The 14,639-nt window shown below is 68.3% G+C and carries 12 protein-coding genes and 1 riboswitch; of the genes, 10 read left to right on the forward strand and 2 right to left on the reverse strand.

Annotation, left to right across the window (positions count from 1 at the left end; all coding sequences use genetic code 11):
• Positions 1–215: 215 nt before the first annotated feature.
• From ACFXN1_RS14000 to ACFXN1_RS14035, 8 genes are all read left to right on the forward strand, one after another.
• Entirely contained in the window at positions 216–2,159 is a 1,944-nt protein-coding gene (locus tag ACFXN1_RS14000) for a serine/threonine-protein kinase (protein WP_379444967.1), read from the forward strand.
• 144 nt (positions 2,160–2,303) lie between these two features.
• On the forward strand, positions 2,304–3,572 hold the full coding sequence (locus ACFXN1_RS14005) for a glycosyltransferase 87 family protein (protein WP_379444966.1): 1,269 nt from the start codon (positions 2,304–2,306) through the stop codon (positions 3,570–3,572).
• A gap of 145 nt (positions 3,573–3,717) precedes the next feature.
• Positions 3,718–5,124 (forward strand): hypothetical protein, encoded by a 1,407-nt coding sequence (locus ACFXN1_RS14010; protein WP_379444964.1) that lies wholly within the window; start codon positions 3,718–3,720, stop codon positions 5,122–5,124.
• Positions 5,125–5,163: 39 nt separating this feature from the next.
• Positions 5,164–6,411: an AAA family ATPase gene (locus ACFXN1_RS14015; protein WP_379444963.1), complete on the forward strand. Its 1,248-nt coding sequence runs from the start codon at positions 5,164–5,166 to the stop codon at positions 6,409–6,411.
• Entirely contained in the window at positions 6,408–7,637 is a 1,230-nt protein-coding gene (locus ACFXN1_RS14020) for a VWA-like domain-containing protein (RefSeq protein ID WP_379444961.1), read from the forward strand. The genes ACFXN1_RS14015 and ACFXN1_RS14020 overlap by 4 nt, the downstream gene beginning before the upstream one ends.
• 62 nt (positions 7,638–7,699) lie before the next feature.
• A complete protein-coding gene (locus ACFXN1_RS14025) occupies positions 7,700–8,659 on the forward strand; it encodes a DNA polymerase domain-containing protein (RefSeq protein ID WP_379444960.1) in 960 nt (319 codons plus the stop codon).
• Between the two features lie 385 nt (positions 8,660–9,044).
• The gene (locus tag ACFXN1_RS14030) at positions 9,045–9,569 is read left to right on the forward strand and encodes a DUF3558 family protein (protein WP_379399809.1); all 525 of its coding nucleotides are present in this window, start codon (positions 9,045–9,047) and stop codon (positions 9,567–9,569) included.
• Positions 9,569–10,081: a DUF3558 family protein gene (locus ACFXN1_RS14035; protein WP_379399710.1), complete on the forward strand. Its 513-nt coding sequence runs from the start codon at positions 9,569–9,571 to the stop codon at positions 10,079–10,081. Before ACFXN1_RS14030 ends, ACFXN1_RS14035 begins: the two co-directional genes overlap by 1 nt.
• A 96-nt stretch (positions 10,082–10,177) precedes the next feature.
• On the opposite strand, the gene ACFXN1_RS14040 is transcribed toward ACFXN1_RS14035, so the two are convergent.
• A complete protein-coding gene (locus tag ACFXN1_RS14040; RefSeq protein WP_379444959.1) occupies positions 10,178–10,624 on the reverse strand; it encodes a hypothetical protein in 447 nt (148 codons plus the stop codon).
• 189 nt (positions 10,625–10,813) lie between these two features.
• Positions 10,814–10,994: riboswitch (M-box (ykoK) riboswitch) on the reverse strand.
• 226 nt (positions 10,995–11,220) lie between these two features.
• Between ACFXN1_RS14040 and ACFXN1_RS14045 the strand changes: the two genes are divergently transcribed.
• Together ACFXN1_RS14045 and ACFXN1_RS14050 are read left to right on the forward strand one after the other, a co-directional pair.
• Positions 11,221–12,516: a magnesium transporter MgtE N-terminal domain-containing protein gene (locus tag ACFXN1_RS14045; RefSeq protein WP_379446244.1), complete on the forward strand. Its 1,296-nt coding sequence runs from the start codon at positions 11,221–11,223 to the stop codon at positions 12,514–12,516.
• Between the two features lie 155 nt (positions 12,517–12,671).
• Positions 12,672–14,267 carry an NRAMP family divalent metal transporter gene (locus tag ACFXN1_RS14050; RefSeq protein ID WP_379446243.1) on the forward strand — a complete coding sequence of 532 codons (1,596 nt, stop codon included), beginning with the start codon at positions 12,672–12,674 and terminating at the stop codon, positions 14,265–14,267.
• A 22-nt stretch (positions 14,268–14,289) separates the two neighbouring features.
• Here the strand turns inward: ACFXN1_RS14050 and ACFXN1_RS14055 are convergent, their stop codons facing one another.
• Positions 14,290–14,481, reverse strand: coding sequence for a hypothetical protein (locus tag ACFXN1_RS14055; RefSeq protein WP_354835950.1), 192 nt, complete (start codon positions 14,479–14,481; stop codon positions 14,290–14,292).
• Positions 14,482–14,639: the final 158 nt, after the last annotated feature.

The following is a 14,639-nucleotide window of genomic DNA, read 5'->3' on the forward strand; positions in this document are numbered from 1 at the left end:
ATTCCGATGCCTGGCTCGGAATGTTTTGCAATTCACCGCCATTCGCATCATCCGGTGCCGTGACCCGGCTCGTCCACCGGCAACGGTCACTCGGATTTCCGTCGCATCCGTGCCTATGGATGGTCCCCTCAGCTCCACGAAGATCGGTGCGCTCTGCAAATCGCCGCGCGATAAGATCGATCATGGCTCGGGGTTTCAGCTCGGGGTGATGCGCAATGGGTGATCGGCCGACCGGCGATGCCACCGCTGCCTTCGATCCATTGGCCGATCGGGCGGTGAGTGAGCGGTCGAGCGCGCCGATCGCGAGTGACGAACTCGAGCCCGGGGATCGGATCGACGATTTCGATCTGCTGCTGGAGCTGGGCCACGGCTCGTTCGCCCGGGTGTTCCTGGCGCGGCAGCGCTCGATGCAGCGACTGGTGGCGGTGAAGGTTTCCACGGACCACGGCATCGAACCCCAGACGCTCGCCCGGTTGGAGCACGAGTACATCGTTCGGGTCTACGACCAGCGGGTGCTGCCGGAGCGCGGGCTGAAACTCCTGTACATGCAGTACCTGCCGGGGGGAACGCTGGCGGCGGTGCTGAAGCGGGTCCGCGAGACCCCGCCGGAGCTACGCAGCGGGCGGTTGCTGCTGGACGCCGTGGACGCGGCATTGGAGGAGAAGGGCGAGATCCGCACCACGGGCATGCGGGTGCGTGAGGAAATCGCCGCCCTGTCGTGGCCGGAGACCGTGGCCTGGCTCGGACGCCGGCTCGCCGAGGCACTGGACTACGCCGAGCGACAAGGTGTACTGCACCGCGACATCAAGCCCGCGAACATCCTGCTCTCCGCCGACGGTGTGCCGAAGCTGGCCGATTTCAATATCAGTTTCAGCGACCACCTTGCGGGCAGCAGTCCGGTGGCGTATTTCGGCGGGTCCCTGGCCTACATGTCGCCCGAGCATCTCGCGGCGAGCCACCCGGCGCTGCCCGGCACGGTCGACGACTTGGACACGCGCAGTGACATCTACGCCCTCGGCGTCGTGTTGTGGGAGCTGCTGACCGGGCGGCGACCGTTCCCCCGGGTCGAGGCGAAGGATTCGCAGGACTATGTCGAGCAGGAGCTCGCGATCCGCCGCCGCCCGGTCGCCGAGGAATTCCTGGACGACCTGCCCGCCGACTGCCCGGCCTCGCTGCGCCGCGTGCTGCTGACCTGCCTGTCGCCACGACGGGATGATCGGTGGGCCAATGGCGCGGAGCTGGCTCAGCAATTCGAGCTGTGTCTCGACCCCCGGGCCCGGGATCTGGTCGATGCACCGCAGCACTCCCGGCGGCCGACCGGACCGCTGTGGCCGCTGCCGATGATTGCGATAGCGATCGGGATACCGAATGTGGTGGCGGCTGGGTACAACTATTACTACAACAAAACGCTCATCGTCAGTAAGCTCGCGCCCGCAGCCCAGCGGTCCTTCGACTATGTCGCCTCGGTGCTGTATCCGCTCGCTATCGTGGTGGGCGGAATCCTGATTCTCTATGCGTCGCGCCGCCTCATTGTCGTACCCATTGGTTTGCGGCTCGGATGGAACTACAGCGACGAGACCCTCACTCGGACGCGTATCGATGCACTGCGGCTCGGCAGCCGGGCGGCGCGGATCGCCTTCGTGTTCTGGGTGCTCTGCGGCGTGATCGTCCCGGTGATGCTGAACCTGATCGCCGGCGGCGTTCCACGCGGCACCTACGTGCATTTCCTGCTGTCGGTCGTCGTGTGCGGCGCAATCGCCGTGGCGTATCCGTACTTCGCGGTCACCTGGTACGTGGTGCGGTGCCTGTATCCCGTCTTCCTCGTGCACGGACGGTCCGACGCCGCCGATATCGACCACCTGGGCCGCCTCGCCGGGCGCACCGGTTTCTACCTCACCGCGGCGGCCGCGGTGCCGCTGGTCGGCGTGACCGGCATAACCTTCCTTCCGGGCGCGGAGATCGAATCCATTATCTGGGCGGTCCGGATCCTGTGCATCGGCGGCATCATCGGCTTCGTGCTCGCCTATCTGCTGTACGGCGTCATCGAGAAAGACCTCGAGGCACTCGAACGCGTTGCCTCCGCATCCGATACGTGTGCCGCAGGCGCGGACGGGCCGAGCCCCGATACGGCATCAGAGACGACTCGGCGGCAGCACTAGCGGTCAGGAGTCCCACACGGGCACCGCGGTTGCGCTGGTCCGAGCGGTTCGCGGGGCCGTCCGCGACCGGCATCGATCCCCATCGGCGAGTCTCGGTGGGTGCGGGTGTACGCCTGGGAGGGGACGCCGATAATGTGATGTCGGATGAGTTGTTCTACCGCTGTTGCTGACCCGAAGTCGCTGACCCGCCGTTTCGGGCGGGTGATGTGGCTGGTTCCGGCGTTGTGTGTGGCCTTCACCGCGCTGTGCCTGATGCTGCCCGTGTGGCCCTTCAAGCAGATCACCGGTGGGTTCATCGACCTGCAGGTATATCGGCTGGGCGTGCAGACGCTATGGCACGGCGGGGATATGTACGGGCAGTTGCCGCAGACCACGATCGGGATCGGGCTGCCCTTCATCTATCCGCCGTTCTCTGCGCTGGTGCTGTCGCCGTTCGCGGCGTTGCCCTGGGATGTGGCTCGCACCGGGTTCTTCGTGACCTCGGTGGCCGCGCTGGCGATTTCGTTCTATCTGGTGGCGCTGCGGGTGTGGCCGGGGGAGAGCCGGCAGCGGCTCGGGCTGTGGGTGACCGCCTGCGCCACGCCGCTGGCCCTGCTGCTGGAGCCGACCCACTCGACGCTGGATTTCGGGCAGGTCAATCTGCTGCTGATGGTGCTCGTGGTGGCCGACTGCCTGACGGAGAAGCCGAAGTGGCGGCGCGGCATGCTGATCGGTATCGCGGCCGCGGTGAAGCTGACGCCGGCCGCGTTCATCCTCTACTTCCTGATCCGGCGTGATTACAAGGCCGCCGTCACGGCCGCGATCACCGGTGCCGTCGCGACCGCGCTGACCTTTGCCGTGTTGCCGCAGGCGTCGGTGAAGTACTGGTTCGGCGGGTTGGGCAATGTGTCGGGGCTCAGCGGTTCGGCATTCCACACCAATCAGTCGATTCAGGCGGTGCTGGCTCGGTTCGAGATCCACAAGCCACTGCTCACGATTCTGTGGCTGGTGCTGAGCGCCGCACTGCTGGCGCTGGTGGTGCCCGCTATGCGCCGCGCGGCGGACTTCCCGCCGCTGGCCCTCGGGATCAACGCGGTCTTCACGCTGCTGGTGTCTCCGATCTCCTGGTCGCACCACTGGATCTGGATCGCCCCGGCCCTGCTGGCGATGCTCGGCTACGCGACCCGGTTGCCCTGGCGCCGTGCCGCGGGCTGGTACCTGGTCACCGCGATCACGGCCGCGATCTTCGTGATCGGCCCGCAGAATTGGCTCCCGGACGGTGAACACCGCGAATCGCACTGGACGCCTTGGCAGCACCTCATCGGCAACACCTACGTCTGGTTCAGCGTGCTGCTGGTGGCGCTGTTCCTGCTCGGCACCCGGCGTGCGCGGCCGGTCGACCAGAACCATGCGGTTGGTGCGCTGGTCCGTTAGGCCCCTTCCTGTTTCACCATTTCCTGTTTCGGCTCGCGGCAATGCGTCGCGGCTGGACCGGAGCGGGGGAAGGGGTTATTCTCGGCCAGGTGTCGACTCCTTCTGAACAAAGATTGGGGGTCCCGTTCGTGCCAGGTGAGTGCTGATGCGCACTTCGAGTACGAATAGGGACGATTCCCGCTTTTCCTTCTGGCTACGCGTGCGTGACTACGCCGTGCCGCCGTCCATGATCGAGACCGCGACTGCCCGGCGTTGTGTCGGCGACTGGGCTGGGGCTTGTGCCGCAGCGGGTTTCGATGTCGATATCGATCTGCGTTCGCTGGTGCGCGCCCACGGCCGGGACCTCGCCGCTCGGGTGCGGGCCGATCTACGCCACTTGGCACCGGACCTGTTGCGCTGGCACATGCCGCGGATTGCTCCTGACGGTCTGCTTCGGCCGGGGCTGACGATCACGCTGGCGCGATACGATCCGGGAGACTCCAGAATCCCTTGTGGCAGAGAGCGTTCCGTGCATCTGATCGTCCGGACCGCGCCCGCTTGGGCGGATGCGGGCCAGCGAATCAGCCTCGCACTCTGGGACGGATCCCGCTCCGGTGCCGGCCTGCACCCGCATTCCCGTCCCAACCGGCGGTTCCGGCTCGATCTGCACCGTCATCTGTGGGATGCCCGCAGCAGTGATGAGCTGCGGATGCGATCCGGTGCAGCGCGACTCGCCGACGAAGGCACACCGGGCTCCGGGCTGTCGGAGCTGGTGCCGCCGGGGTGCGCCGTCGACCGGTGGGCGGCGGAGGCGGGAATACTGCTGCGGGCCCATACGCGCCGGGCCGGGCCGGTCCTGGTGCGGTGTGGTGCACGGCGGCGGATCGTCGTCGATGTGTCTGTGCCCGAGGATGATTCGCCGGTATTGCGGATCGAGGAGAGGTATCCGCGCGGCGGGATATCTGCGTTGCCGGTGCTGCCGGACGCGGCGACCTGGGTGTTGCCCGATCTGGAACTGCTTCGTGCCGGTGCCATCACGCCCGATCGGCTGCATCCACTGGTTGCGTCGGCGCTGGTAACGGATCATTCGCCGGCCGATATCTCCCCGATTGCCGACCCGGCGGGCCGGCCGCACCTGGTGGACTGCCGGGGCGAGCTGCACCGCATCGGACTGGTGAACGGAGTGCTGGCCGCACTGGACCACGATCCGGCGGAGATCCGCAGGGAGGAGCTGCTGGTCGCGTTGACCGGCACTCCGCTGCCCTGTCTGCAGGCCATCGACCGGGCGCATCGGCATCCGGATTGTCTTGTCGGCGTTCGTGAACGGCTGGACTACGGCGACACCGCCGGTGCGCTGGCTGTCGTCGAAGGTCTGCTCGGACCCGACGCGCTGCTGCGTGCGGGAGCGCTGCGGGACGAGCTCGAGGCTTCCGCGCAACGGCGGATCGGCTACGGACTGTTCCGGGCCGGGCTGACCAGAGCATCGCTGACCCCACCGGCGGCCGAACACGATCATGCTCGCCGATGCCGCAGCGGACGTCGCGCGCATCCGCGCCACGCGACCTCACGCTGATCCTTCCTCAATTCCTTTACACCCATAGGTGATTCACACATGTCCGTAGATACCTCGTGCGCTCCGACCGCGAACAGCCCCCATATTTCCCAACTCGACGTCGCAGGCGAACTGCTGAACCTGCTGGGCGCGGTGACCACCGAGCCGCGCCCGAACATCCAATTGGACGCGCTGACACTGGCGGTCGCCGCCGACCTGCCGGTGCTGCTGTGGGGCGAGCCCGGGATCGGCAAGACCGCGGCCCTGACCCAGCTCGCCGCATCCCTGGATCTTCCACTGACCACCGTGATCGCGAGTGTCCATGAGCCGTCGGACTTTTCGGGCCTGCCCATCATCGGAGACGACCCGGCGACGCACGGCGTGCCGATGGCGCCGCCGGACTGGGCCGTCCGGCTGGTGCGGGCCGGTCGCGGGCTGCTGTTCCTGGACGAACTGTCGACCGCTCCGCCGGCCGTGCAGGCCGCCCTGCTCCGTCTGGTCCTGGAGCGGCGGATCGGTGCACTGCGCCTGCCCGACGGTGTCCGCATCGTCGCCGCCGCCAACCCGCGTTCCTCGGCGGCCGACGGCTGGGAGCTGAGCCCGCCGCTGGCCAACCGCTTCGTGCACCTGCAGTGGACGCACGATCACGATGTGGTGGTCCGGGGCTTGGGCGGCACTTGGCCGCGCGCGACCTTGCCCACGCTCGCTCCGGAAAAGGTCACGGAGGCAGTGGCTTTCGCCCGCCGCGCGGTGTGCGCGCTGCTCGCGGCGCGTCCCAAACTCGTCCATCAACTGCCCAGCACCGAAACTCGAAGGGGTGGCGCCTGGCCGTCGCCGCGCAGCTGGGAGATGACCGTGCGGCTGATCGCCTTCGCCACCGCGGCCGGCTCCGGACGGGACGTGCTGTCCCTGCTGGTCCGGGGCGCCGTCGGTGACGGTCCCGGTTTCGAATTGCTGACCAGCATCGATCGGATGGACCTGCCCGATCCGGAGGTGCTGCTCGCCGATCCGGCCGCCGCCGAGCTGCCCGAGCGCGGCGATCTCCGTCAGGCCGTGCTCGACGGTGTGGTGGCGGCAGTCCGCTTGCGGCCGGAGCGATCCCGCTGGGACGCGGCGTGGGCGCTGCTGGTGAAGGCCGTGGAATCCGGTGCGCCGGACCTGGTGGTCGTCCCCGCGACGACCCTCGCCACCCTGCGCCGGGACGACTGGGACGTGCCCGCCTCGATCGAACGACTGGCCGGCATGGTGTCGGTGTCGCAGGGCGCGGATCGCGCCGCGGCCCGGGTCGCCGCGCAGGCGGGCCGATGACACCGGACACCGCGCGGCTCGACTTCGACAAGCTTTTCGCCGCCCGGCTGCTGGCCGCCCGGGCCCGGCCGTATCTGGCGACCGCGCTGTTCGCGCTGCACCTGGTCGAGTCGCCGCGGGTGCCGACGATGGGCGTGGACCGGTACTGGCGGTGTTATGTGTCGCCGGCGTTCGTGAACTACACGCCGGTGGCGGACCAGGCCTCGGTCCTGGTGCACGAGGTGTCGCATCTGCTGCGCGAACATCACAGGCGCAGTGACCGATTCGCCCGGGAGCACGACCTGACCGGCCCGGCGGAGCGACTGCGGATGAATATCGCCGCGGATGCCGAGATCAACGACGACGCGTTCGGCGACGGCCTGGTCCAGCCCGAGGGGGCGGTGCTGCCGTCGACGCTGGGGTTGGACTCCGGTGAGCTCATGGAGGACTACCTGCGTCAGTTCCGCCTCGGGCCGCGCACCGCGGACCTGGCCTGGCTGGACTGCGGCAGCGGCGCCGACGGCCTCGACCGGGAATGGGAACTGGGGCCGGACGGCGCGGACGGACTGAGCGAACAGGAACGCGACGCCGTCCGATTTCGCGTGGCGCAGGGCATCATCGGCCGTCCGGGGCACGCACCCGAGGGGTGGCGCCGGTGGGCGGAGGAGGCGGTGCACCCGCCGCAGCCGTGGCGAGATCTGCTGGGAGCGGCGATCCGCTCGGCGGCTTCCGCCCCCGGCGTCGGCGCGGACTACAGCTACGGGCGGCCCGCGCGGCGCTCGGCCGGAGTGCCCGGCGTCGTCCTGCCGAGCCTGCGGCGCACCCCGCCCCGCGTCACCGTGATCATCGATACCTCGGGGTCGGTCAGCGACGCCGAACTGGGCAGCGCGCTGCTCGAGACGGCAGCCATCGCCCGGACCGTGGGCGGCCGCCGCGACCTGGTCACCGTGCTGTCGTGCGATGCCGCGGCCCGGATCGCGGATCCGCTGTGCCGTGCCGAGGGCATCCCGCTGATCGGCGGCGGGGGAACGGATCTGCGCACCGGCTTCGCCAAAGCGCTACGCGCGCAACCTCGTCCGGATGTGGTCGTGGTGCTGACGGACGGTCAGACACCCTGGCCGGCCGCCCGCCCCGGGTGCCGCACGGTCGTGGGCTTGTTCCGCCGGGACCCCGCCTGGCGGGAAGACGATCCGGAGTACGTACCGGACCGCCCGCCCACCTGGGCAAGGGTCGTCGATATCGGGTGACGGCGCGGGCCGCCTCGGCCGGGATGGTTGACGGCGGTACGGGTGTGGCGCATGGTGGGCCGATGGGCGATGACGTGCGGGCCGGGTTGAAGTTCTCCAGTCTCGACAGTCCCTTGTTCGACGGGGCCGAGGCCACCAAGGGCGAACTGATCGACTACCTGGAGGCGATCGGGGAGCGGATGGTGCCGTCATTGCGGGAGCGTCCGCTGTCGGTGGTGCGGGTGCGGCCGGGGCAGGAGTTCATGCAGAAGAACCTGCCCAAGTACACACCGGAGTGGGTGCGGCGGGTGACGCTGTGGGCGGGCAGCTCGAAACGGGAGGTGTCCTACGCGCTGTGCGATGACGTGCGGACGTTGCTGTGGTTCGGGAATCAGCGCGCGGTGGAGTACCACGTGACACTGCTGTACGCGGAGGGTCTCGCCGACTATTCCGGCAGCCCAACGCATCTCGTGCTGGATATCGACCCGGCGCCGGATCAGCCCTTCGCCCAGGTGGTCGGGGCCGCGCAGCTCATTCGGGAAGCGCTGGCGGCGGACGGGCTGGCGGGCGCGGTGAAAACCAGTGGCTCCAAGGGCGTGCACATCTTCGTCCCGGTGGTGCCGGGCGTCGATCTCGAGGATGCCGCGGCGGCGACCCGGGCGATCGCCGCGCGTGCCGAACGTCTCGATCCGCAGCTCGCCACCACGGCGTTCATTCGAGAAGACCGGGGCGGCAAGGTCTTTCTCGATTCGACTCGCGCCGGCGGCGCGACGGTGGTGTCGGTCTACAGCCCGCGGATCCGTCCGGGCGCGACCGTCTCGTTCCCGGTCGCCTGGGCGGACCTGCCCGACATCGACCCGCACGACTTCACGATTCGCACGGCGGCCAAGATGCTCGGCGACCGCGATCCCTGGGCCGAGGCCATGCCCGAACCCCAGTCTCTCCCAGCCGATCTCATCGCCGAGGGGCACACCATCCCGGTGGCGCGGGTGCAGGCCATGCACGAGGGCAAGCGCCGCGCCCGCGCCCGCCGGGAGAACTGACTCAGGCCATGCACGCCGACCGGCACCCACACCACGGTGGACACCACCAGCAGTACGATCACCCGGCTCAGGCCGGCCAGGCCCATGATGGTGGCGGGCCCGAATTCGGCCAGCCCGACGATCGCCGCGGGACGATTCGGAATGGTGAGTTCGAGAGTCGTGGATGAATCGGCATCTATTCGAGAAAAGGCACGCGGAAATAGGCGAGCGCCAGGAGCGTCGCCGAATATCGGAAAGAGTTGAGAGCGTCGGACGGGAGATCCGTAGACAAGCCCTCATGAATTGTCAAAAGCGCGTATTTACATGCGCTGGGCGCCATGTCACAAGTCGTCCGCTGCGTCGCCGATCGCATGATTCGGGCGGTTCGCCTACGCTGGTCGGCGTGATGAGAGCGGTGGGCGCGGTGGCGGGGATCGCCCTGATCGGGGCGGCGATCGCGGGCTGCGGCGGCTCGTCGAATCAGCAGGCGGCCCCGGCGACGACCACATCCAAGGCGGCGGTGATGCCGGCGCCGAACACCATCGGACTGTGCGGCGGGGTGGCCGATGCCGACGTCGGCCAGGCGACCGGGCTCAATGGGCTGCAGCGAGTGGCGGTGAATCCGCTGGGATGTGCGTGGCAGCGGCCCGCGGGCGGTGACTACGCGGTGGTATTCCACTGGTTCCGGGGCAGTCCGCTCGCGGACCGCCGGACTCAGATCACTGACGCGCGCCCGTCCGACGTTCAGGTGGCCGGGCAATCCGGCATCGAATGGCAGGGGCCGCAGTCGTGCGAGGTGGCACTTCCGTTCGGGGACAGCGATTTCATCGATTGGTCGGAGCGGGCCGCGATCACGGAGACCGCCAAGGAGCCCTGCAAGGGCCTGGAGCAGCTGGCGGCGTCCACTCTGACGAAGGCAGGGCAGGGGTAATGCGTACGGTTCGAACGCGAATCGCCTTGGCGGCCTTACTGATCGCCGCATTGGCGGGGTGCTCGCAGGGCCCGAAGGAATCACCCGTGCGCGCCGCCGACGCCCCGAACCTGCTGGCCGGCTGCGGCCCGCTGGAGGATCAGAAGATCGCGAGCAACCTGCACGTCTCGGGCATCAAGCAGCAGAGCGCCCCCACCATCTGCAACTGGACCGCCACCAGTCCGAACGGCGGTGCGGTCGACATCACCTACGCCTGGCTGGAGAACGACACCCTGAGCCGTGAGGTCCAGATCGCCGACCAATTCGGTTATCAGGTCGAGCGTTTGGTGATCAGGCACTTCGGCGGCATGTACTGGCGTGATCCGAAGGATCCGAGCACCTGCGCCGTGACCGCTTCCGACACCGGCACCGTCACCTGGTGGGTCCAGAACCGCGACCACGCGGCGCAACCGGACCCGTGCGCGGGCGCCATGACTCTCATGCAGGCCACCCTCTCGGTAGACGGTGTGTGACAGCCCCGAACCCGCTGCCGGATAAGAAGGAGCGGCGGCGAGTATCGAGACACTCACCGCCGCAACAGGTTTCGCCAGCGCAAGCGGACCCGCCCGCTAGACGGCAGGGGCGGGCGCCGCGCCCGCGGGAGCCGGGGTGGAGTCGGGCGCGGACAGGCGCTGGGCCAGGCCGATGCCGACCGCGATGGCGGCGGGTACACCGGTCAGCACCAGACCGGCCGCCGCACCCAGCGGAATGCCGATGGCGGCGCCCGCGAGGCCGCCCGCGATGCCGGTCGGCACCGACATGACCGTGACGCCGGCGATGGCGCCGCCCGCGGCGCCAATGGCGCAACCGGCCGCGCCGCCGATGAGGGTGCCGATCAGAGTGCCCATCGAGGTGGCCAGACCGAACTGGTTGACCGCCGCGGAGAACGCGGCATCCTGGTCAGCCTGGCTCACGACGTTCTTCGGCAACGGCAACGGCACCGGCACCGGCACCGGAGCGTGTAGGGCCGGGGCGGGGACGGCGGCGGCCAGGGTGTACGCGGTGATTTTCCTCATTTGTGAACCTTCGAAATTCTGGGTGGATGATTTCGAATTTCCACCCGCAAACGGGTGAGTGGAACGGATGACTCGGATACGGACTGTCGCCGAGGGCCATGGGTCGTCCTCACCTCCTTGCGGCCGGAGCGCACGAGGGCGCTGATCACGGGTGCACACGAGGAGTCGCCACGGTAGCAGGCCGGAGGGCGAGCACCCCTCTCGTCAGAGCTTCGGCACTGCACGACGTATCCCCAATGACAATGACGTTGGGAAGCCACTTCGGGTGACCCCTTAATCCGGGGAAACCTGTCCTAACCCTGGGCGTCTCTCGACGTCGTCGGATCAGTGGCCTGTGTTCGTACAGGAGCCTCGCCTAGCGAGGTGCTGATTGACGCCGCAAAGTCTGGCAGTAGAGGATTGATTCGTCAATTCGGACATACATCCCAATGGGCGCGTCATTCGTCCGCTGGACGTTTACCGTTGGGCCATTGTTCGACGAGAAGCGCCGAAAACCGTGCAATGTTGCCCGTGGCCGCCGGAAATCCGGGGACGCCGAGTCAGGAGCGCATATGACCGAACCCACAGTGTCGTCGAAACCGGAAGCGGTTGCGACGATGCATCTGTCGCAGTTGCTGAAGGCACCGGTGATCGCCGCGTCGGGAGAGACTATCGGCCGGGTGGACGACCTCATTGTGCGTCTGCCGGGTGGTGACGCCTATCCGCCGGTGACCGGTGTGGTCGTCGGTATGGGCGGGCGCGAGGTGTTCGTCTCCGCGGAGCGTATCCGGCAGTTCGAGGCCGATCGGATCGTCCTTTCGGTCAACAAGGTCGATCTGCGGTCCTTCGAGCGGCGTGCGGGTGAGGTGCTGCTGCGCGCCGACATCCTGGGTCACCGGCTGATCGATGTGGAGGCTGTCGAGCTGGTGCGCGCCTACGACGTCGAGCTCGACAGGGTCGGCGTGCCCGACGACTCGGGCTCGGGCTGGGTGCTCGCGCGACTGGACACTCGCCGCCCGGCGCGGCTGTTCGGGCTGATCAAGTCCACCGGCGGGCACGCCTCCCGGGACTGGAAGGCGTTCGAGCCGCTGATCGGCCATGAGCAGTCGCTGACCCTGCGGGTCAGCAGCCGGGTCCGCGGGCTGAAGCCCGCCGAGATCGCCGACCTGCTCGAGGATGCCGACAAGCACGAGCAGGACGAGATCCTGGATCAGGTGCACGACGATCCCGAGCTGGAGGCGGATGTCTTCGAGGAGCTCGACTCCGACAAGTCCAGCCGCCTGCTCAACGACATGTCCGATTCGGAAGTCGCGGCCCTGCTCGGGCGCATGCGCGCCGATGACGCGGCCGACTCCATCATTGAACTCAAGCAGTCGCGGCGCCGCCGGGTGCTGGACCTGATGCCGGCCGGGCAGCGCGTCAAGGTCGTGACGCTGATGGGTTTCAACCCGGACAGCGCGGGCGGCCTGATGAATGTCGACGTCGTCTCGTGTCCGCTGGACGCCACCGTGGCGCAGGCGCTTTCGGCGATCTCCGCCGCGCACGCGCTGCAGCCGGAGGCCCTGTTGAAGGTGCATGTGCTCGACTCCGACCGCCTGATGGGCGTGGTCTCGGTGATCGCGTTGCTGCAGGCCGACCCGGCGACGCCGGTCGCCGACATCATGGACGACGATCCGGTGCGGGTCTCGCCCGAGACCGATATCACCGACATCGCCTTGCTGATGGCCGATTACAACCTGTACGCGGTGCCTGTGGTGGACGACGCCGACCGGGTGCTCGGCGTGGTCACCGTCGACGATGTGCTCGAGGACGTCATTCCGGAGGACTGGCGGCGCCGTGAACCCGCGCCCCGGCCGGCCCGGCCGGTCACCACCGGATCCAGCGACAGCCCGGACGGCGCGGCACAGCTATGACCGATACCGAGGAAAACCGTTCCACCCCCAACGGATCCGGGCCGCAGCCCCCGGCGGGGAGCGGACAGCCCGCTGCCGCGGAGAAGCCCGCTACCATCGAGAAGCCCGCTGCCGTTGAGGATCCCGCCACCGCAGTGGCGAATCGCCAGTCGGCCGTGCTGGATTCGGCGCACCTCGGCGATATCGAGGGCGCGCTCGGCAAGATCAAGATCGGTGACATCGAGCATTCGCGCACGTTCAAGACCCGGATGCTGACGCTGCTGGCCATTATCGGCCCCGGGCTGATCGTCATGGTCGGTGACAACGACGCCGGTGGTGTCGCCACCTATGCGCAGGCCGGGCAGAACTACGGCTACAGCCTGCTGTGGGTGCTGCTGCTGTTGATCCCGGTACTGATCGTCAACCAGGAGATGGTGGTTCGCCTGGGCGCGGTCACCGGCGTCGGGCATGCGCGGCTCATCAACGAGCGCTTCGGCCGCGGCTGGGGCTGGTTCTCGGTGGGCGATCTCTTCGTTCTGAACTTTCTCACCATCGTGACCGAATTCATCGGTGTCAGCCTGGCCGCGGAGTATTTCGGCATCTCGAAATACGTCGTGGTGCCGGTGGCGGCCGCGGCGCTGGTGGCGATCATGGCCACCGGCAGCTTCCGGCGGTGGGAACGGGCGATGTTCGTCTTCATCCTGGTCACCCTGCTGCAGATTCCGATGCTGTTGCTGTCGCATCCCGACTGGGGCCGCGCCGCAAAGGATTTCGTGGTGCCCGGTGTCGAGGGCAGCTGGACCTCCGACGCGGTGCTGCTGATCATCGCCATCGTCGGCACCACCGTCGCGCCGTGGCAGCTGTTCTTCCAGCAGTCCAATATCGTCGACAAGCGCATCACCCCGCGGTTCATCGGCTACGAGCGGGCCGACACCACCCTGGGCGCGTTCGTCGTGGTGATCGGTGCGGCCGCGCTCATGATGACCGCCGACTACGCCGCGCGCGCCAATGACGCGGTCGGGAAGTTCACCGACGCGGGCGAGATCGCGCACCTGCTGGGCCAGGTCCACCACCTGCTGGGGTCGGTCTTCGCGATCGTGCTGCTGGACGCGTCGATCATCGGTGCGGCGGCGGTCACCCTGGCCACCAGCTACGCCTTCGGCGATGTGTTCGGCATCAAGCACTCGCTGCACCGCGGGTTCAAGGACGCCAGGCAGTTCTATCTGTCCTATATCGCGATGGTGGTGCTCGCCGCGGGCGTCGTGCTGATTCCGGGTGCGCCCCTGGGGCTGATCACCACCGCCGTGCAGGCCCTGGCCGGGCTACTGCTGCCCAGCGCCAGCGTGTTCCTGCTGCTGCTGTGCAACGACCCGCAGGTGCTCGGGCCGTGGGTGAATCGCACCTGGCTGAACATCGTGGCGGCGATCATCGTCGGCGTGCTGCTGTTGCTGTCGGGAATCCTCATGGCCACCACGCTGTTCCCGGACCTGGATGTGGTCGCCACGGCCGGATACCTGGCGGTGGCGCTGGTGCTCCTGGCCGTGATCGCGGTGGTGGCGCTGAGGTTCACGCAGCGCGGGGCGCCCGCGCCCGCGCCGCGGCCCCGCTTCGAGGCGTCCGCGAAGGACACCTGGCGGATGCCGCCGCTGACGCTGCTGGAACCGGTGACCTGGTCGGCCGGTACCCGGCTGGGCATGATCGCCCTGCGCGCCTATCTGGTAGTCGGCGCGATTCTGCTGCTGGTCAAGGCGATTCAGCTGGGGCGGGGCTGACGGTCGTGGGGCGCGGCCGAGCTCAGTGCTCGAGGAAAGTGGCGACGATGTTCCAGAACATGTTCGGGTCCACGCTGTTGAAATCCCAGCTCTCGGTGAGGCTGTGCGTGATGCTGACGATGCTCGGGATGTCGAAGTCGTGCCGGGTGGCGGTGCCCTTGGCCTCCACAGCGGTGACGACGTAGGCGGTGGCGGTTTCTGCGGTGTGGGGCACGAGGAAGCTCCAATCGAGGACCGGGACCGGATGGGGACACGCGGCCGTGGACAGCGTCGGCCACCACCACGCATCGGAAACGCCGTGGCGAGCCTCGCGGCGGGCGCGTCGTGGCGTTTCCGTCCAGTTTCATTTCCGCCCGCGTCGCGCGGGAGTTC

This window comes from Nocardia sp. NPDC059154 (assembly GCF_042755705.1).
GTDB lineage: Bacteria > Actinomycetota > Actinomycetes > Mycobacteriales > Mycobacteriaceae > Nocardia.

Coding starts and splice junctions, on each gene's coding strand:
- ACFXN1_RS14000 (WP_379444967.1), top strand. CDS start 216: ATGGGTGATCGGCCGACCGGCGATGCCACCGCTGCCTTCGATCCATTG.
- ACFXN1_RS14015 (WP_379444963.1), top strand. CDS start 5,164: ATGTCCGTAGATACCTCGTGCGCTCCGACCGCGAACAGCCCCCATATT.
- ACFXN1_RS14040 (WP_379444959.1), bottom strand. CDS start 10,624: ATGAGGAAAATCACCGCGTACACCCTGGCCGCCGCCGTCCCCGCCCCG.
- ACFXN1_RS14020 (WP_379444961.1), top strand. CDS start 6,408: ATGACACCGGACACCGCGCGGCTCGACTTCGACAAGCTTTTCGCCGCC.
- ACFXN1_RS14005 (WP_379444966.1), top strand. CDS start 2,304: ATGAGTTGTTCTACCGCTGTTGCTGACCCGAAGTCGCTGACCCGCCGT.
- ACFXN1_RS14010 (WP_379444964.1), top strand. CDS start 3,718: ATGCGCACTTCGAGTACGAATAGGGACGATTCCCGCTTTTCCTTCTGG.
- ACFXN1_RS14045 (WP_379446244.1), top strand. CDS start 11,221: ATGCATCTGTCGCAGTTGCTGAAGGCACCGGTGATCGCCGCGTCGGGA.
- ACFXN1_RS14025 (WP_379444960.1), top strand. CDS start 7,700: ATGGGCGATGACGTGCGGGCCGGGTTGAAGTTCTCCAGTCTCGACAGT.
- ACFXN1_RS14035 (WP_379399710.1), top strand. CDS start 9,569: ATGCGTACGGTTCGAACGCGAATCGCCTTGGCGGCCTTACTGATCGCC.
- ACFXN1_RS14030 (WP_379399809.1), top strand. CDS start 9,045: ATGAGAGCGGTGGGCGCGGTGGCGGGGATCGCCCTGATCGGGGCGGCG.